The following is a 15,771-nucleotide window of genomic DNA, read 5'->3' on the forward strand; positions in this document are numbered from 1 at the left end:
CCTTTTTAAAAAATTTTTTGCTTTCCATATATTCTGTTACTTGTACTAAAGTCTCTCCAAATCTTTGAAAGTGTACAATCTCTCTTTCTCTCAAAAACCTTAAAGTATCTTTTACGCAAGGGTCATCCGTTAGATTTATTAAATGTTCATAAGTTGCTCTTGCTTTTTCTTCGGCTGCCATATCTTCGTGTAAATCAGCGATTGCATCTCCTTTTGCCTGGATATAGGCGGCGGTCCACAGCATTCCAGTTGTATCTGCGTAAAACAAGCCTCTGTCGTGTTCTGTGTAATATTCTCCCAATCCCTCTTTCTTTAATATTTCTACTGGTACTCCCTTTAAAAGCTTGAAAACAAGAGTTGCTATTATTTCAAGATGTGCTAGTTCTTCTGTAGCGATATCTGTCAAAACCGCTTTTGCTTTTCCTGTAGGCATGACAAATCGCTGAGTTTGGTATCTTAAAGCAGCTGCCAGTTCCCCGTCAGGACCTCCGTATTGGGCGATGAGGTATTTTGCCATTTTTACATCTGGTTTGCAGACTTTGGCAGGATATTGCAGTTTCTTTTCATAAACCCACATATCAAAGTCCTCCTCAATATTCTATTTCCCAAGGCCAAGGGTCGTCTACCCATTTCCAGGGATATTGACTTTGCGAATGACCAAAAACCATCAAAGGCCCGTAAAATTGTTCATATTGTTGTTTCAACATAGCCAATTGGTTGGAATAATAGTTATAGTCTTGAAGAGCTTTTTGGTCCTCGGGATGAGTGTCTAAATATAGATTCAAATCTATACAGGTAAACTCTATTTCCATGATTTTTTTAAGCAAGGATATTTGATTTCCATCCATTTTATCACCTCATTTTTTCGCCTGCGTAAGGCATATCAAGTTCAGGAAAGATGGTCCCCTTTTTAATGGCTTCTTCTGGAGGATAAAGGGATACATATTTTTGCAAAGGCACGTAAGCGCGTGCAAGTTTTAGATGTGGAAAAGTATAATCTTGCTCATAAGGATTATAATCGTACATTTTTTAAACCTCCCAAATCGGTTGATTTACTAATATAATATTCTTATATATCTGTTTGTGATACAGAAAAAAAGGTTTTTTGCTTTAAAAAGTCTCCTGCTTTTATGCTTGAATGCAGACTTTTTAATATGTCTTTGCGAAGTTATTTTATTTTTGCTAAAAACATTTTAGTTAATTATTTAGAATTATTGAGTAGGATAAGGTATAATCTAAATAGCGAAGGAGGAATGGTACAGTGAAAAAAAATGATATTATAACAGTTGAGATAAAAGAGATGGAGTTTGGTGGATTTGGAATAGGCTATTACGATGGGAAAAGGGTAAAAATAAAAGGAGCTTTTTTAGGACAAAAAATAAAAGCGAAAATTAAAAAGATAAAAAAAGAGATACTAGAAGCGGAAACGGTAGAAATAGTAGAAAATTCACCCTTGGAAAAAGAGAGCCTTTGCCCGCTTTTTGGAGATTGCGGCGGTTGTACTTATCAAAATGTTGATTATTTAGAACAACTCAAAATAAAAGAAAACATTGTAAAAAAGCTTCTTGAAAAAGAAGGAATAAAAGATTATAAATTTTTAGGGATTGTAAAAAGTCCTAAAGAGCATGGTTATAGGAATAAAATGGAATACACTTTTGGAAAAGATAAAGAGGGCAATGCGGCGTTAGGACTTCATAGAAAAGGTCGATTTTATGAGGTAATCATGACGGATAAATGTAATATTGTTGATGGTGATTTTATTAAGGCTTTAACTCTCACTTTTGAGTATGCGATAAATAAGAGATTGCCTTTTTATGACAAAAAGACTCATGAAGGTTTTTTGAGACATTTGGTGGTTCGGAAAGCTTCAAAATCAAGGGAAATTTTGTTGAATATTGTGACAACAACACAGTTGAAACATGACTTTACAGAGCTTATCGAAATATATAAAAATGCGAATTTTGGAAGTCATCTTGTGGGTGTACTGCATACTCAAAATGATTCTTGGTCGGATGCTGTGGTATGTGAAAGATTAGAAGTGTTATATGGAAGAGATTATCTAATAGAAGAGATTTTGGATTTAAAATTTAAAATAAGTGCATTTTCTTTTTTTCAGACCAATTCATACGGGGCAGAAAAACTTTATGAGACGGTAAGGGAATTTGCTGGAGATGTATCTGACAAAATAGTTTTTGATTTATATTCTGGTACAGGGACCATAGGCATAATTATGGCTCCAATGGCTAAAAAGGTGATTGGGATAGAACTTGTGGAAGAAGCAGTTATGTCGGCGAGAGAAAATGCCAAACTCAATGGACTTAAAAATTGTACTTTTATTGCTGGGGATGCCTCACAAAAACTAAAAGAAATCAAAGAACAGCCTGATGTAGTGATTGCAGACCCTCCGAGGTCTGGCATCAACCCAAAAGCTCTTGAGGATATTGTGAAGTTTAATCCTCAAAAAGTAGTTTATGTTTCTTGTAATCCTGAATCTCTTGCAAGAGATTTAAAAGTTTTTAGTGAAGGAGGATATAAAGTAGATAAAGTAAAATGTGTAGACATGTTTCCTTATACGACACATGTTGAGTGCGTCACATTGATGTCAAGGGTTTAGAAATAAAGAACAGAAAAGCTTGTAAATAAAGGGTTTCCAGACATTTAGTTTTTCCCGAGGCCGATCTGCCGGATGTGGCAATGTCAGGAAACCCTTATTTTGGTTGCTTGAGGGAACATATCAACCGTCCAGAAAATTAATAGTTGAGTTACCAGATTAGATAACCCCCTTTTTTACAGGGGGTTGAGGGTGCAGGATGGATGTATAATTTAATCTTCTCGCTCAGCATCCGTATCAAAAATTCTATCAAGTTCCTCGTTTGATGTAATGCCACGAACTTTATTTCTAACAGCTACTTTTGCCATATCAAGTCTATAGAAATGTTCACGACCGTCTAATCCTTTCTTTTGCCGGATAAGTTGAATTCTTCCAAATTTATCCCAATGTTTCTCTGCGAATTTTGCTAGGCCAACTGCCTTGGGATAATTGTCCTTACGGCTGGGGTCGTGTGGTTCTAGAATATCAAAAATGTAACCTTGTACATCAGCTCTCACTACCACTAAATCAGGAAACATAGAAGTGATAACACCGCCGACCTCATATGGGATTTCAAGTGACCACTTTTTACGATCAAGATTACGTAACCAGCAAACGGCACCGTTTTTAGTTCTTCTTCAATAACTCCCTTTTCCCATGGTTTAGTGATGCTTGGAATGTTCCATCCTCAGAACAATAGAGGTGTCGATCAATTTTTATACTGTTATCTGAAACTGAAAAATCGATTGAATCTGGCAATACCCAAGGAATAGCTATTGGTTGAGCGGAAGCATTTATTAATCTTTCATAGATGTTTTTTCGAGCCTCATTTAATCTTGCAATAGAGCGTTTATTATTCTCATATAGACTAATAAATTTCTCTTCTGCAAAGGCGTTTATTCGCTCCATAGCAGCAGTATCACTTGTAAGCACAATGACTTCAATCTTTACTTCAATATGGTCTCGGGTACTGTGGCGAATCCAATACTCCTTATGTAAGCCTTCTCCCAATATCCTTCCAGCTTGTTCAAAATGTCGAGAAATGTCAAATTCGGTAACAGTCATGGTTTGTGTAGCTTCATCAAATGAATAAGCATTTTCTCCATAGTCAAATGTTAGCGTATTAAGAGCAAATCCAGTGATTGAAGCAACTCGACCATCAAAGTCACCACTTTCTTTTATGCGAGCAATTTCTTCGTCCATTTTTGATAAAACTGCATTTTTAACGGCTTTTTGTGCTTCCAAATCAATACCATCCATTGTTAATGCTCTAGAAAGCTGTATTAATAACTTAAGCGGTGCTTGCTTGCGGGATGAATCCAGGCGGTATGTAATGAGCTTATCCATTGAATCAAACACATCAGAATAAGCGAGGTTGCGCCCGAGTGTTATAAGCTCTTTATTTGTACCAGTTTCAGTGGGCATAACCGATTCACTATCATGTAGAGCATTAACAACATTTTTTACTGTATCTTTATCAAAGTATGGAAGAAACAGACTTACATTATTAAGTTCAGCATCGGAGGCAATTCTTCTTGCCAAAGGAGTGCGAATCATACGCCCCAAAAGCTGTGCTATGTAGGTATAGTCCTGCGCGCTACGAAATGACATCATTGTTTCAGCACGAGGACAGTCCCAACCTGTGGAAAGGTTCATTTTGAAGAACACAACCTTCACATTTTCTTCGTCTTCGATTCTAGAAGCTTCAATTTGATGAATTTCAACGTCACGCACTTTGATCGTACCATAATCATTAAAGGTATGTACCACTTCACCGGGCAATAACTTGCGTACCATTGCCTCTTCCAGCAAATCGATACAAATCCCTAAATCGGTACGGGTTATTTCTCGTTCATTACCATCTTCGACTTGGACGACAAGGATAGGGTTTACCATTTTCTCATTTTCACGTTCACAGTAAGCTTTCCAGTGAGCACATTTATTAAGCCAATTTTCGACTGCACCTTTGAACATTGTCATATCGGCACCAAGTTGGATATCTGGGTAATGAATAATGATTCTGTCCTTTAAAAGCCCCGATTCACGTACTTGTTCAGGTGGAACAATAACTTTTTGTACTGTCGAAGTAGTCCCAGCAATTAAGTTATCAAATCTCTGGGGTGTTGCGGTCACGCCGATAACTAAAGGCATAATACAAAGTCCGTCTTCTTCGCTACCTTTGATGAATTTTTGCATGATGGATTGTGCTTTATTTTCTGCTTGAGCAGATGTATAAGTCCCTCTATGTGCTTCATCAATGACCACATAGAACTGTTTGGGAATGCGTTTAGCTGTATTTGTGAGTGTTTCCCAAATTGTATATTGCCTTGTATCGGACTTAGTTGTTAATAACTTGTCAGAACCGAGTTTTTGTGTGTTAATAAAATAAATACGTCCACCCTCCAAATACTCGGCATCAAAGTTTGAATCTACAGTTACTAAGTCCCGTACACGAATTTTGTCTGATTTGCTTTCAATTTTTAATCGCGTTTGCTCGTTAAGTTCCGGCGAATCGGAAAGCCAAACAAACACTGAATTCGGATCGCCGATATTATCTGAACCTCCATATAGGATTTCTTCAAAAAGTGCAGTCATAATTATAGTTTTTCCAGAACCCGTAGGTGCGGAAAACGATATTACCTGAGGGTCTTTTTCGCTCCACATTAAATGAGCTTTATTAATTTTCTCATGCAATTCTGCAAGAGCCGTTTCCTGAAATGGAAATAAAGTAACTCTCATTTATGAATCCCTCCTACTTCCCAACACAAAGTTATCAATGTAATCTCGGTATAGTTGGTATGTATTTTTTATTTTTATGCCATCAGTCATTTCGCGGAAAGCTTCCTCCGAGTTTGTTACAAAATATACCACTTTAATATTATTTACTTCTGAAATCTTTTTTGCAAACTCGGCATATTTTGCTTCATCAACCAGAACTGCAAAGCCGTTTTGAGGAAGAATTAACATATCTGGTTCTTCATCGCTGTTTATTTCTGGCCTCCGGCCGATAGCACCGGATTTTAGCCAAAGCAATGGTAATATTTCGCGGAATTGTTGACCTAGTGATACGCTGTTTTTATCTAAAAAACCTAGTTTAAAATACTCAACATTTGCAGGAAAACCATCGCTCATGGGACGTTTAACTTGCAATGTTACATTCATTGGACCGAGCAAGTTTGATACCTGTGCTTTAATTTCCTTGAAAGTGGCAGCAGATTTTACCACTATATAAAAGTCTGTGATGTGGTCTTGATCTTCTAAAGCTTCCAGCCATTCATTAACAGCATTTACATCAAACAAGATAGTCGCCGAATGTTTATCCGAAACAATAAATTTACTATCTGCTTTGACTAATGATTGTGGTAATTGCGACTTTCCATCCTTACCGCGTAGCAAAGAAACAAGCTGCTTTTTTGCATTAGTTGTTAGTTCCGTAGGATTATCAATAAAGCCAAGCTGATAGAATGAACGCTCTACCTCTTTTGATACTGTTTGGTTTGTGTAATACTCTCCTGATAGGATAGTGCCATCATCACGTTTTCCAAGGATACTATATTTTATCCTAGGCCAAGTAACCGAGCGACATATACCATGTTTTTCCCATTCTGGTCGCCAGGTTGATATCCTTGTTCGCGTAAAGCTTTTGATTCTGCGTCTGATACTTCGTTATTTGTTACTAAAATACAACGACGGTTACCATTATCCTCTACGTTTAGTAAATTTACCGCATGGAGCGTTGTTCCACTACCAGCAAAAAAGTCGACAATTAAAGCATTTTTCTTTCCTGATACAGCGAATAACAATGCATCATGGACAGCATAGAGTGATTTTGGGTAAGAAAAACCGCCACCAATTATGGTTTTAAGCATATCTGTACCATGGGCTTCTGCATTATATAAAGGATCAGTCCAAACCGTTTTTGGAGGTTCGCTTTCTCTACGTAAAATAATTTCTATTCGATTTCCTTTTTTTTCAATAAACATTCTATCTTTTACTGATTCTACGGTATCACGTCCATATCGCCATTTCTTTTCAATGCCATTCTTATCAATTGGCCAAACATAAATTGTACCATCTGCATTATATTCTACTTGAGCTGTAGGGTGTAACTCTTCATCGAGTAAATCACCAAACCGATGATGTTATAGTTAGAGTCTAGAATTACTGGATAAAAACATGTTGCACCTTCGTAGCGACCTGAAGTGCTTCCCCAACGTCTTAAATTATATACATCTCCACCAGTATGTTGCTTGCGAAAAATAGTACTTTCTGATGAATATGAAAATATTGCATATTCATGAGTCACAGAAAATTTTTTGCCCTGAGTTCCGCCGGGATTATGCTGAATGGTTATGCAGGTATGAGTTAGGTTTGGAAAAATTTCGTGAAGGAGAATCCATAGATGAGCATATTCATTGTCATCTATTGTAGTAATCAAAACACCATCATCAGCAAGTATTCTTTTTGCTATCTTTAAACGTTTCTGCATCATGGATAGCCATTTACTATGACGCCAATTATCAGTGGAATCAACATAATCATTATTATATTTCCAATCCCGAGCACCGGTATTGTATGGTGGATCTATATAAATGCAGTCTACTTTCTTTGGATATAAATATTCTAATAACTGGAGAGCGTGGTAATTATCTGCTTCAATAATAGTGTGCCATAAATTACTGTCAGGTGCATTCTCTACAGCAGCAATTGGCTGAAGCATGGGGAAAATAGGTTCTCCAAATTGAGCAACTGAAACCAACTCCGAAACTGGGATATTTCTAGTATCACCTGTTGTTTTGTTGCGGCAAAGGGCAATATCCTCTTCTATTTTTAACACCGTATACAAATCGTTAATATGACCTGTTTTGAGTGCAACCGTCGAGCCACGTTTTACAGGAACATCATAAAGAGGAGTACATTCAGGAATGTGCTCTTCAAATACAAGACCAAATTTTTTATTTTTTGATAAGCGGGCAAATTCCTGTTCTAATCGATCACGCAAAGAAGTGTCAGGAATTTGACGCAGTAAATCATTGATTGCAGCCATATTTTTCATCCTCCTAATATTTAATCATTCGATTCGTATTTACTCCACGAACGACCAAATAGTTCATTACCATCTGATAATCGCAAGATTGCTGTTTCTTCTAAAATCTTGTGCGCTTTCTCAGTTGTAGAATCAGCTTTATCAAACGCAATGAAAACCTGGCGATTACTGGATTGATAACGTTCCAATATATGTTCTAAGTGTATATCCTCAATACGTTTAAGGATATTGGAGTCGTGGATAAGTGCAGGGATTGGACGTAGTTCAAGTATAGTTAAATCGTATATAACTAGGCTCTTGAAAGCGGTTCCCTCACTTGTGTTTCCGGGTGTTTCAAATATAATTTCCTTTTGAGGAGTTATCTGCAAAAGTGGGGCGATTTCCTGCTGTTCAGTTACTACGTCGTTAATCATTTTCATTCGTAGGTTAATGTTATCTTGTATTTCATGTATTATTTCGGTTTGTTGCAGCAGCAAATCTTTTAATTTCCTCTCCGCTTCAATGCGAGCTTCTTGAAGCTCTTTCTGACGAATTAAATCCGCCGTTTCTTCTTCAAGTCTATCAATTGTTTTAGACACATTAACACACTGTGATAGTATTCTCTCTGACATTTCCTTAGCTAAGCCAGTTTCTTTAATTTTTCTATTAAGGCGATTTATTTCTTTATCATATTGATCAATTATTTGCTGCAAACGCTCAATTTCCTGATTCATCTCTTCGCCTAAAATTTCTCTAATTTTCTCATGAAAATATTCAATCTTTTCAAATGCTGCTATATTAGCATTTGGGAAAAAGTGTAACAATGAATCAAATTCACTTGCGATTTCGGCCTTACTATCAGCTATATTGCTCGTAATAGCATTAAGCTGCGATTGCAAGCGATTACGTTTGCGAATAAAACTATTCAATTCTTTTTGAATTGCAGTTATTTGTTCGAATGTATGTGTATCAAACCCAAAAACTGCTAATTGCGCTTCTTCGTTGTTTTTCATTAATTTTTGAAGCCTTTTCTTTAAAGACTCGATCATTTTTTGATTGGTTTCGATTTTTTCTATATCCACTCTCTGATGTTGGCGGTATTTGAGCTGCGAAAATTTAATCCCAAGTTCTTCTTCCATGCTCTTAATCGCAGATAGAATTTCATAATGCCCAAAAAGTTTTAATAAAAAATCGACTGCCTTTTCATCTTGTTCACGAGGTTTTACAAGTAATGGATACTTTTCAAGCGTATTTTCGCGCCCATAAATGCGGAAAAAACGCTCAGTTATATCTGAAAATGTAAGAGAGGGGATACCAACTTTATATTCTTGAAATAGAAAGCTACGAAATTCATCAAGTGTCAATTTTGTAATAAAATGTCCGTCCTTATCACTTCGATATACATTTTTAGTATCTTCAGTACTTCTATAAAAATAGTACGGTTGTCCTTCAAACTCGTAAGTGAAATGGATGGTATGTGGGCCTATTTCCTTTTTTATATCATCCGACATGGAGTAGTATCTGTCACCGCCGAATGCATAATCTATAACCCACAGAAATGTTGATTTTCCTATTGCATTAGTACCGCTGGAACTGCCCAAAACCGTGTTTAATCCTTCATTAAGTTTTATCACTTGATGATTTGGAGCAAATTTATCGCATCGTATCTCTTTTAACATAGCGCAGTACCCTCTTTTCCTCAATTAGTTTAATTCTGCCTAATGCAAACAAGCAGTCTAAAGCACTTAGAAAATCAGCCATGTTTTTTTGGCGTGGCATGGTTCGTTCAAATAATTCTTTTGGGGACATATCTTGCTGTGACAATGCTTCTAAAATACCTGGAAAAAGCGCAATAATACTGTTTGAATATGATGTTACTTTATTTGGTAATCTCATCGAACACCTCACACCTTTGCACGAAGTAGGAGATTATTATCTCACAAGCCTCTCTGTATTTACGACCGGTCTTTTCAAATAATGTCTCAACAAGGAGGTTGTAAATAGCACTTTGTGAAATCTGTGATTCACTAGCATCTTCATACATCCGTTTAATACTTTTAGCAAATCTATCCACATTTAATTTATTTTCTCCGGCTAACCGATCTAATGTATCATTTACTCCTTCATAAAACCGTCTAACATCAAAAAGCACTCTTTCTTTCAGGCGTTTTTCAGTAATTTTATTTTCAACCTTAATAGGTTCCATTTTGAGTTGTGTATCGGCTGTAACATCCATTAGATCAACTTCTCGAAGTACTTGTTCAATTTGCTTTTCTATTTCATGTCTTGATGTAGCATCTCTTGCCTTAACAAGTATTTCTAAGTCATGCTTGTCGGATAATAAAGCCAATTTATCTTCTTCAGATAAATTTCGAATTTCGCGTTCACAGTCAACACATAGAATAATATCGTCAGTTTCTGAAAGGCGAACGATCTTAGCGTAGTTAATATCGTTGCCTTCTTTTTTTATACCAAGAATTCTACCGCACTTTTGGCATCTGCCGCCCGTTTCAGCTAGTAGCACCAAAGCTCGAGCATCGATCGCAACTTCATTAGCGGCTTCCATAGAAAAATTATTGTAAGTTGTAATAAATTTAATGCTTTTCTTTTGAGTTTCAAAGGATTGTATGTACTCATCGGTTATCTCTCTTACACTATTTTCACAATTCCTGTTTTCGACATTAAGTACTGTATAAAGAAATATTCCGGCAAGAAAGTCTTCCAGAACAAATGAATTACAGGTAACAATATCCTCCTTTGTCATGTTATTTACTTTCTCAACAATTGTTTCAGGTTCGATTGTGTCATCAGAAGCAATGATGTCCTTCAATGCAAGAACTATTAGGCTATTTTTATTACTATCCAACATGGGGAGGACTTTCTCCTTAAAGAAAACCGAAATATCACGAGCATCTACATCCGGAGCAGCATCGGTTACAACAGGTGAAAGATTTTTTTACCTAATATCAAATCTGAAACGGTGCCATCATCGCTGCGAATATCATAAGTAGGCGCAATAGAAAGCAGCATGGTACCGCACAATTGCTTTTGTGTTACTCTTTTTGCCATGCAAATCTTTAAAATTGTTGCAAAAGTGCCAAAACATAGCTTCTTCATGTATTGCGCCCTCCTGTTATTTTGTTTTATTGGTTGGAATATCGTCGTCAACATAGTCGACAATATCGCCTATGTTGACATCAAGAGCTTTACAGATTCTTCCTAACACATCCATGCTTACCGGCAAATCTTTACTCAACTTCGCTATTGTTGTCGATGTTAAATTCGTCATCGCCATCAGATCTTTTTTCATCATCTTTTTATCAATTAATAGTTTCCAAAGTTTATTATAACTAAATGCCATTTTAATCGCCTCCAAGCACTATTGGATGGTATTCCCAACAGGTTATTTATTATTATAGCAATTAACTATACAAATTACAATTAGTTATTTATATATACAAACTTCGGCTTTACAAACGCTTATGTTAGTTTTGTTCCAAAAATAAATGGAGATTTGCGGAGTTTCAGCGGAGTAACAGCGGAGTCATAGCCGAGGACTTCAGGTGCTCGAATTAATAAAATTTAGATAGACGGCGGAACAAAGCTGTAATTTAAGAAAAAGGAGGGTAACTCATGAAAGATATTCGCGATTTCAATGGTCGCTTAGTCTGTAAAGCTGACGCAGCCACAGGTCTTGTAGAAGTTGCATATAAACGATGTAAAACCAGCACACAGATACCTATCGGAGGAACATTGAAGATTGAACGTGATGGGGTTGTCACAATAATCAAACGAATAAATGATGCTGCTTTTCATGTAGAAAGCTATGTCTGCGCAGCATAAGACGTTAATCAACTAAATAGAAAATCCGCGGAGCTGCATGACGGCCAGGATTAATTCTCATACCAGAGAATTATCCCGGCCGTCATTTTTTGTTCTACGGATTTTCGGCTCCTGCGGATTTCAAAAATCTGAAATTCAAGGAGCTGAGAAAAATGAAAATCAAATATCACTTCAACACTGAAACCATTGAAATTGAAGTATCTGAAGAGTGGGGAGAAATTCTGGTCGAACTTGACCGTCAGGAATACAACATTAACCATAAAGAGACTCGCCGACATACATCACTTGATGCAATGAAATATGAGGGAGAGATTTTCGCAAGCAATACCAACATTGCCGCAGAGTACATAAGAACTCAAGAAAATGAGACATTGCTAAAAGCCATCGATAGTCTTCTCCCACAGCAAAAAGAACTGGTACGAAGGGTGTACTTCAATAATGAATCCCTTGCTTCAATAGCACGAGAAGAAGGGGTCAGTAAGATGGCTATTACAAACCGCATGAAAAAGATCCATGAAAAACTAAAAAAAATTTTGAGTTAGGGGGTTTACTTTTACTGTTTTCGTGGCCTAACAGTGAGGGCCAAAACATCAGTCCTAAGAAAGATGAGGTGAAAAGAGCATATGAAACACAAACTCAAAATCAATATCTCGGATAATGACAGAGATTTAGGTATTGTGAAATGTCGCAATGTCACTCTACGAGAAAGGTTTTTGCAATATCTGCTGGGGAGAAAACAGAGAGTAACGATTATTGTTCCTGGTAACAGTGTAAAGTCTGTCGATATCCGCGAAGTTTCGGAGGTAGATGATCTTGATGCATTCTAAACGCGAAGAAATTATTCCAATGCCCATAAAGGGCAGACCATATAAGCATCAGATTCGTGCTTTCAATTTCATCTGCAGTCTATTTGGGCTTTTGAAGGGTGGTGGTGTTTCTGCCATTTCCGGATGGGGTGCAGCGCTCCTGATGGAAATGGGCTGAAAAGCACCGGGAAAACTCTTGTCTCAATCGCCATTATAGGAGCATTGCTTGCTGCAGGAAGAATAAAACGTGTGCTGATTGTTGCGCCACTTTCCATTCTGGGAGTGTGGGAAGACGAGTTTAAACGGTTCGCAGATTTCCCATATCAGCTTATAGTCCTTAATGGCACGATTCAAAAGAAAATCCAACAACTAAGATTTTTAACTGGCGAAGGTGTCCATGTAGTGGTAGTCAACTATGAATCAGCATGGAGAATGGAAAAGGAACTGGCTAATTGGCATCCTGACTTATCATTGCTGATGAAGGACATAAAATTAAAACTCATAACACTTCAGTTTCAAAGGCAATGCACCGGTTGGGCTTGCTTGCCCGGTATCGGCTCTTGCTAACAGGAACGGTTATAACCAACAAAGCCATAGATGTATTCAGCCAATATAAGTTTCTCGATCCACGCATCTTTGGCAACAGCTTCTATGCCTTCAGAAACCGTTATTTCAACATGGTCGGCTATGGCAACCATACACCAGTGCTGAAAAAATCAATGGAACAGGATTTAATGAAAAGGATCCACAGCATCGCCTTCCGGGCGACCAAAGCGGAGTGCCTGGATTTGCCGGAAACCACCGATATTATTCGCCACATTGAGCTTGAGCCTGTCACTTTAAAGAAATATAAAGAGCTTGTCAAACAAAGCTATACTGAGCTGTCAGCAGGAGAAGTAACAGCTACAAACATACTGATACGCTTGCTTCGTCTTTCGCAATTAACCGGCGGCTTCATCGGAAGCGATGACGGTGGGAAAATCGAGCAAGTCAGCGATGCCAAGTTGAAAGCTCTTGAAGATATCCTTGAAAGCAGTATTCAAGAAGGACATAAGCTGGTTGTTATAGCAAGGTTTATCCCTGAAATTCATGCCATATGCAGGTTGCTGGAGAAGAAGAACATCGGTTATGCGTGTATTTATGGTGCAACTAAGGATCGCCAAGGGCAAGTAAACCGGTTTCAATGTGATCCCGACTGCATGGTGTTCGTAGGCCAGATTGCAACTGCTGGCCTCGGTATTACACTAACCGCTGCAAGCACAATGGTATTTTACTCACTTGATTATTCCATGTCGAATTTCGAACAGACAAAAGCCCGTATCCATAGAGTTGGACAAAAGAACGGTTGCACATATATCTACCTTATCGCCAAGGGTACTGTAGACTCAAAAATCCTGACTGCTCTGCGCAATAAGGCAGATCTTGCAAAAATGCTGATAGACGACTACCGCAAAGGAGCAAATCCTTTTGCCCCAGAGGGAGGTGAAAGCTGTGAGCAATAATGCGATGTTTGAACTTGCTGATCGTCTTAAGGAGCTTCGCGATGCAAAAAAGGCCGCGGAAGAGGAAATGAAAAGCATAAATGCGGAGATTGACGATGTCGAATACCGTCTGTCTGAGCTGATGATCAGCAGTGAGACGCAAAACTTCACAAGAGCAGGAACAATGTTCTGCCTTTCAACGACAACAAGAGCCAGTGCTGCCGCAGGCATGAAGGAGGAACTGTTTGACGCACTACGCAGTAAAGGCTTTGGAGAACTCATCTATGAAACAGTAAATGCAAATTCCCTGTCAGCATTTGTTAAAGAACAGATTGCGGAGAATGGGGACGAGCTTCCGGACTGGCTGAAAGGCCTTGTGAATGTCTTCGAAAAGACAACAGTAACTGTGCGGAAAGCAGCAAGGTAAATAGCTTCAGAAAGCAATGCTCCAATATCAATGTTCAAGGAATAACTGTTCGAAGAACAATGCTTCAAAGAACAATGATATAGATTACATTCCAAATTCATAATTACGGAGGTATAAAAGCATGAAAAACAATGAACTCGTAACTATTAACGAAAATACAGGTTTTCTTCAGCTCGCTAATTTCAATCTTGACGAGGCAATGGCATCAGAACTTGACGGTCTTGACATGACTTTTGAACGCATAAAAATCCCGTCCGCAGGCAGCACAGTATTTGAAGTGCCCGGGGAAAATCCCGGAGAACCTGATACTGTCAAGGAATTCTCAGCGGTAATTCTTTATCATCATCCACTTTATGCATACTACAAGGACAAGTATACCGGAGGCAGTAACCCACCGGATTGCGGAAGCTTTGATGGTATAACCGGCGAAGGAGACCCCGGAGGAAGCTGTGCCAAATGCCCATATAATCAGTTCGGTTCGGGGGAAAACGGCAGCAAAGCTTGCAAGAACCGCCGCAGGATATATGTACTGCGTGAAGGGGAGATTTTCCCGTTGATACTCTCATTGCCAACAGGATCGTTGAAAGAGTTTTCCCGCTACATCAAAAGGCTGCTTTCTAAAGGTAAAAAATCGAACAGCGTAGTTACCCGCTTTTCATTGAAAAAGGCGACCAATTCAAGCGGTATCACCTATTCACAGGCTCAGTTTGCTGTAGATCGGGATCTGACCGCTGACGAATATGCGTTGATATCCAAGCTTTCCGAGCAGGTCAAAGCATTCAGTACCCGAGTCGGCCATGACACTGAACCTGCCGGTGAAGAGGTAATAAATGTAGACCCTGAAACAGGTGAAATTACAGAGCCGCTTAAGTGATCAATTGCCCTATCGGAGAGGAACTTTCTATCTCCGATAGGGCGGAAAGGAGAACCGCATGGGATACAAATGTGTTTATACGCTGGCTGAAATACAGGAGTATCTGAAAAACACTGTCCTATTTGCTTTCGACTTTGAAACGTCACCCCGCGATAAATGGAGGAACGATAAAAGTGCAGCTCTGGATGCTCATAAAGCAGATATTACAGGGATCAGTTTTTCAGTATCAGAAGGGACTGCTATATATGTTCCACTTAAACATCGTAGCGGGCGAAATGCAGAGAACCAGGCGGCAATATGGGATTATCTGAAATTACTATTCGAATCAAAAGATGTAATAAAAGTTGCTCATAATCTGGCTTTTGAGTCTATGTTCCTTTACGCAAGAGGTATCGTCCTTCAAAAGCCTTGCTATGACACGATTGCAGCATCACAGCTTACATTAAAAAGCAAGTGGGAGTTCAGAAGTCTTGCTGACAGCGGACTTAAAACGCTTGCGCCTGCACTCTGCAAAGCAGAAATGACAGAATTCTCAACGGTTACTGAAGGTCGGTTTTTCGATGAATTGAACCCTCAGGATGAGAAGACTGTCCGCTATGCTTGTGCTGACAGCGACTATACTCTTCGCTTGTATCATGTTTTCAATCAGTGGTTTGATAGATTTTTACCCAAACACAGAACTATTGTGGAAGAGTAGAATCGCCTACATCAGTATATGTCGGGA

General features: G+C 38.4%; 20 protein-coding genes and 1 pseudogene. 8 read left to right on the forward strand and 13 right to left on the reverse strand.

The window, feature by feature from the left end; translation table 11 throughout:
* Positions 1 to 7 precede the first annotated feature (7 nt).
* The 3 genes and pseudogenes from JCM7501_RS12515 to JCM7501_RS12520 all read right to left on the reverse strand — a co-directional run.
* Positions 8 to 577, reverse strand: a pseudogene (locus JCM7501_RS12515) (manganese catalase family protein); the annotation flags it as partial.
* A gap of 13 nt (positions 578 to 590) precedes the next feature.
* Positions 591 to 848 carry a spore coat protein CotJB gene (locus JCM7501_RS03165; protein WP_012995577.1) on the reverse strand — a complete coding sequence of 86 codons (258 nt, stop codon included), beginning with the start codon at positions 846 to 848 and terminating at the stop codon, positions 591 to 593.
* A gap of 4 nt (positions 849 to 852) precedes the next feature.
* The gene (locus JCM7501_RS12520) at positions 853 to 1,026 is read right to left on the reverse strand and encodes a spore coat associated protein CotJA (protein WP_012995576.1); all 174 of its coding nucleotides are present in this window, start codon (positions 1,024 to 1,026) and stop codon (positions 853 to 855) included.
* Positions 1,027 to 1,300: 274 nt separating this feature from the next.
* Between JCM7501_RS12520 and rlmD the strand changes: the two genes are divergently transcribed.
* A complete protein-coding gene (gene rlmD / locus JCM7501_RS03170; protein WP_407701864.1) occupies positions 1,301 to 2,614 on the forward strand; it encodes a 23S rRNA (uracil(1939)-C(5))-methyltransferase RlmD in 1,314 nt (437 codons plus the stop codon).
* Between the two features lie 209 nt (positions 2,615 to 2,823).
* On the opposite strand, the gene JCM7501_RS13260 is transcribed toward rlmD, so the two are convergent.
* The 10 genes from JCM7501_RS13260 to JCM7501_RS03205 form a co-directional block, all read right to left on the reverse strand.
* Positions 2,824 to 3,129 (reverse strand): hypothetical protein, encoded by a 306-nt coding sequence (locus JCM7501_RS13260; RefSeq protein ID WP_218184425.1) that lies wholly within the window; start codon positions 3,127 to 3,129, stop codon positions 2,824 to 2,826.
* Between the two features lie 88 nt (positions 3,130 to 3,217).
* Entirely contained in the window at positions 3,218 to 5,329 is a 2,112-nt protein-coding gene (locus JCM7501_RS03175) for a DEAD/DEAH box helicase (RefSeq protein WP_218184426.1), read from the reverse strand.
* Positions 5,330 to 5,986: a hypothetical protein gene (locus tag JCM7501_RS13265; RefSeq protein WP_162199497.1), complete on the reverse strand. Its 657-nt coding sequence runs from the start codon at positions 5,984 to 5,986 to the stop codon at positions 5,330 to 5,332.
* 161 nt (positions 5,987 to 6,147) lie between these two features.
* Positions 6,148 to 6,573, reverse strand: coding sequence for a DNA methyltransferase (locus JCM7501_RS13270; RefSeq protein WP_162199498.1), 426 nt, complete (start codon positions 6,571 to 6,573; stop codon positions 6,148 to 6,150).
* Positions 6,574 to 6,677: 104 nt separating this feature from the next.
* The gene (locus tag JCM7501_RS13275; protein WP_218184427.1) at positions 6,678 to 7,637 is read right to left on the reverse strand and encodes a DNA methyltransferase; all 960 of its coding nucleotides are present in this window, start codon (positions 7,635 to 7,637) and stop codon (positions 6,678 to 6,680) included.
* A gap of 20 nt (positions 7,638 to 7,657) precedes the next feature.
* A complete protein-coding gene (locus tag JCM7501_RS03185) occupies positions 7,658 to 9,295 on the reverse strand; it encodes a DUF2326 domain-containing protein (RefSeq protein ID WP_028306830.1) in 1,638 nt (545 codons plus the stop codon).
* A complete protein-coding gene (locus tag JCM7501_RS03190; RefSeq protein WP_014451309.1) occupies positions 9,270 to 9,512 on the reverse strand; it encodes an ABC-three component system middle component 7 in 243 nt (80 codons plus the stop codon). Before JCM7501_RS03190 ends, JCM7501_RS03185 begins: the two co-directional genes overlap by 26 nt.
* On the reverse strand, positions 9,496 to 10,485 hold the full coding sequence (locus JCM7501_RS03195; protein WP_175576949.1) for an ABC-three component system protein: 990 nt from the start codon (positions 10,483 to 10,485) through the stop codon (positions 9,496 to 9,498). Before JCM7501_RS03195 ends, JCM7501_RS03190 begins: the two co-directional genes overlap by 17 nt.
* Before the next feature lie 65 nt (positions 10,486 to 10,550).
* Positions 10,551 to 10,733, reverse strand: a complete 183-nt coding sequence (locus JCM7501_RS03200) for a hypothetical protein (RefSeq protein WP_054644783.1) — start codon at positions 10,731 to 10,733, stop codon at positions 10,551 to 10,553.
* 16 nt (positions 10,734 to 10,749) lie between these two features.
* The gene (locus JCM7501_RS03205; protein ID WP_028306832.1) at positions 10,750 to 10,977 is read right to left on the reverse strand and encodes a helix-turn-helix domain-containing protein; all 228 of its coding nucleotides are present in this window, start codon (positions 10,975 to 10,977) and stop codon (positions 10,750 to 10,752) included.
* 272 nt (positions 10,978 to 11,249) lie between these two features.
* On the opposite strand from JCM7501_RS03205, the gene JCM7501_RS03210 reads away from it, so the two are divergent.
* From JCM7501_RS03210 to JCM7501_RS16415, 7 genes are all read left to right on the forward strand, one after another.
* On the forward strand, positions 11,250 to 11,459 hold the full coding sequence (locus JCM7501_RS03210; protein ID WP_038002252.1) for a hypothetical protein: 210 nt from the start codon (positions 11,250 to 11,252) through the stop codon (positions 11,457 to 11,459).
* A gap of 152 nt (positions 11,460 to 11,611) precedes the next feature.
* Positions 11,612 to 12,001, forward strand: coding sequence for an RNA polymerase sigma factor (locus tag JCM7501_RS03215; RefSeq protein WP_028992620.1), 390 nt, complete (start codon positions 11,612 to 11,614; stop codon positions 11,999 to 12,001).
* Positions 12,002 to 12,409: 408 nt separating this feature from the next.
* A complete protein-coding gene (locus JCM7501_RS13280; protein WP_256201071.1) occupies positions 12,410 to 12,832 on the forward strand; it encodes an SNF2-related protein in 423 nt (140 codons plus the stop codon).
* On the forward strand, positions 12,790 to 13,767 hold the full coding sequence (locus JCM7501_RS03225; RefSeq protein WP_256201072.1) for a DEAD/DEAH box helicase: 978 nt from the start codon (positions 12,790 to 12,792) through the stop codon (positions 13,765 to 13,767). Before JCM7501_RS13280 ends, JCM7501_RS03225 begins: the two co-directional genes overlap by 43 nt.
* The gene (locus JCM7501_RS03230; RefSeq protein ID WP_028992621.1) at positions 13,757 to 14,173 is read left to right on the forward strand and encodes a gp33 family protein; all 417 of its coding nucleotides are present in this window, start codon (positions 13,757 to 13,759) and stop codon (positions 14,171 to 14,173) included. Before JCM7501_RS03225 ends, JCM7501_RS03230 begins: the two co-directional genes overlap by 11 nt.
* A 121-nt stretch (positions 14,174 to 14,294) precedes the next feature.
* The gene (locus tag JCM7501_RS03235; protein WP_028992622.1) at positions 14,295 to 15,047 is read left to right on the forward strand and encodes a hypothetical protein; all 753 of its coding nucleotides are present in this window, start codon (positions 14,295 to 14,297) and stop codon (positions 15,045 to 15,047) included.
* 58 nt (positions 15,048 to 15,105) lie between these two features.
* Positions 15,106 to 15,744, forward strand: coding sequence for a 3'-5' exonuclease family protein (locus JCM7501_RS16415; RefSeq protein ID WP_256201073.1), 639 nt, complete (start codon positions 15,106 to 15,108; stop codon positions 15,742 to 15,744).
* Positions 15,745 to 15,771 lie beyond the last annotated feature (27 nt).

The organism is Thermoanaerobacter thermocopriae JCM 7501, from assembly GCF_001310975.1.
Lineage (GTDB): Bacteria > Bacillota > Thermoanaerobacteria > Thermoanaerobacterales > Thermoanaerobacteraceae > Thermoanaerobacter > Thermoanaerobacter thermocopriae.

What these genes read in the sequence shown, in the direction of transcription:
- JCM7501_RS13275 (WP_218184427.1), bottom strand. Translation starts at nt 7,637, where the DNA reads ATGGCTGCAATCAATGATTTACTGCGTCAAATTCCTGACACTTCTTTG.
- JCM7501_RS13260 (WP_218184425.1), bottom strand. Translation starts at nt 3,129, where the DNA reads ATGTTTCCTGATTTAGTGGTAGTGAGAGCTGATGTACAAGGTTACATT.
- JCM7501_RS03215 (WP_028992620.1), top strand. Translation starts at nt 11,612, where the DNA reads ATGAAAATCAAATATCACTTCAACACTGAAACCATTGAAATTGAAGTA.
- JCM7501_RS03195 (WP_175576949.1), bottom strand. Translation starts at nt 10,485, where the DNA reads ATGTTGGATAGTAATAAAAATAGCCTAATAGTTCTTGCATTGAAGGAC.
- JCM7501_RS03210 (WP_038002252.1), top strand. Translation starts at nt 11,250, where the DNA reads ATGAAAGATATTCGCGATTTCAATGGTCGCTTAGTCTGTAAAGCTGAC.
- JCM7501_RS16415 (WP_256201073.1), top strand. Translation starts at nt 15,106, where the DNA reads ATGGGATACAAATGTGTTTATACGCTGGCTGAAATACAGGAGTATCTG.
- JCM7501_RS03205 (WP_028306832.1), bottom strand. Translation starts at nt 10,977, where the DNA reads ATGGCATTTAGTTATAATAAACTTTGGAAACTATTAATTGATAAAAAG.
- JCM7501_RS03200 (WP_054644783.1), bottom strand. Translation starts at nt 10,733, where the DNA reads ATGAAGAAGCTATGTTTTGGCACTTTTGCAACAATTTTAAAGATTTGC.
- JCM7501_RS03165 (WP_012995577.1), bottom strand. Translation starts at nt 848, where the DNA reads ATGGATGGAAATCAAATATCCTTGCTTAAAAAAATCATGGAAATAGAG.
- JCM7501_RS03185 (WP_028306830.1), bottom strand. Translation starts at nt 9,295, where the DNA reads ATGTTAAAAGAGATACGATGCGATAAATTTGCTCCAAATCATCAAGTG.
- JCM7501_RS03225 (WP_256201072.1), top strand. Translation starts at nt 12,790, where the DNA reads ATGCACCGGTTGGGCTTGCTTGCCCGGTATCGGCTCTTGCTAACAGGA.
- JCM7501_RS12520 (WP_012995576.1), bottom strand. Translation starts at nt 1,026, where the DNA reads ATGTACGATTATAATCCTTATGAGCAAGATTATACTTTTCCACATCTA.
- rlmD (WP_407701864.1), top strand. Translation starts at nt 1,301, where the DNA reads ATGGAGTTTGGTGGATTTGGAATAGGCTATTACGATGGGAAAAGGGTA.
- JCM7501_RS13280 (WP_256201071.1), top strand. Translation starts at nt 12,410, where the DNA reads ATGGGGTGCAGCGCTCCTGATGGAAATGGGCTGAAAAGCACCGGGAAA.
- JCM7501_RS03175 (WP_218184426.1), bottom strand. Translation starts at nt 5,329, where the DNA reads ATGAGAGTTACTTTATTTCCATTTCAGGAAACGGCTCTTGCAGAATTG.
- JCM7501_RS03235 (WP_028992622.1), top strand. Translation starts at nt 14,295, where the DNA reads ATGAAAAACAATGAACTCGTAACTATTAACGAAAATACAGGTTTTCTT.
- JCM7501_RS03190 (WP_014451309.1), bottom strand. Translation starts at nt 9,512, where the DNA reads ATGAGATTACCAAATAAAGTAACATCATATTCAAACAGTATTATTGCG.
- JCM7501_RS13270 (WP_162199498.1), bottom strand. Translation starts at nt 6,573, where the DNA reads ATGTTTATTGAAAAAAAAGGAAATCGAATAGAAATTATTTTACGTAGA.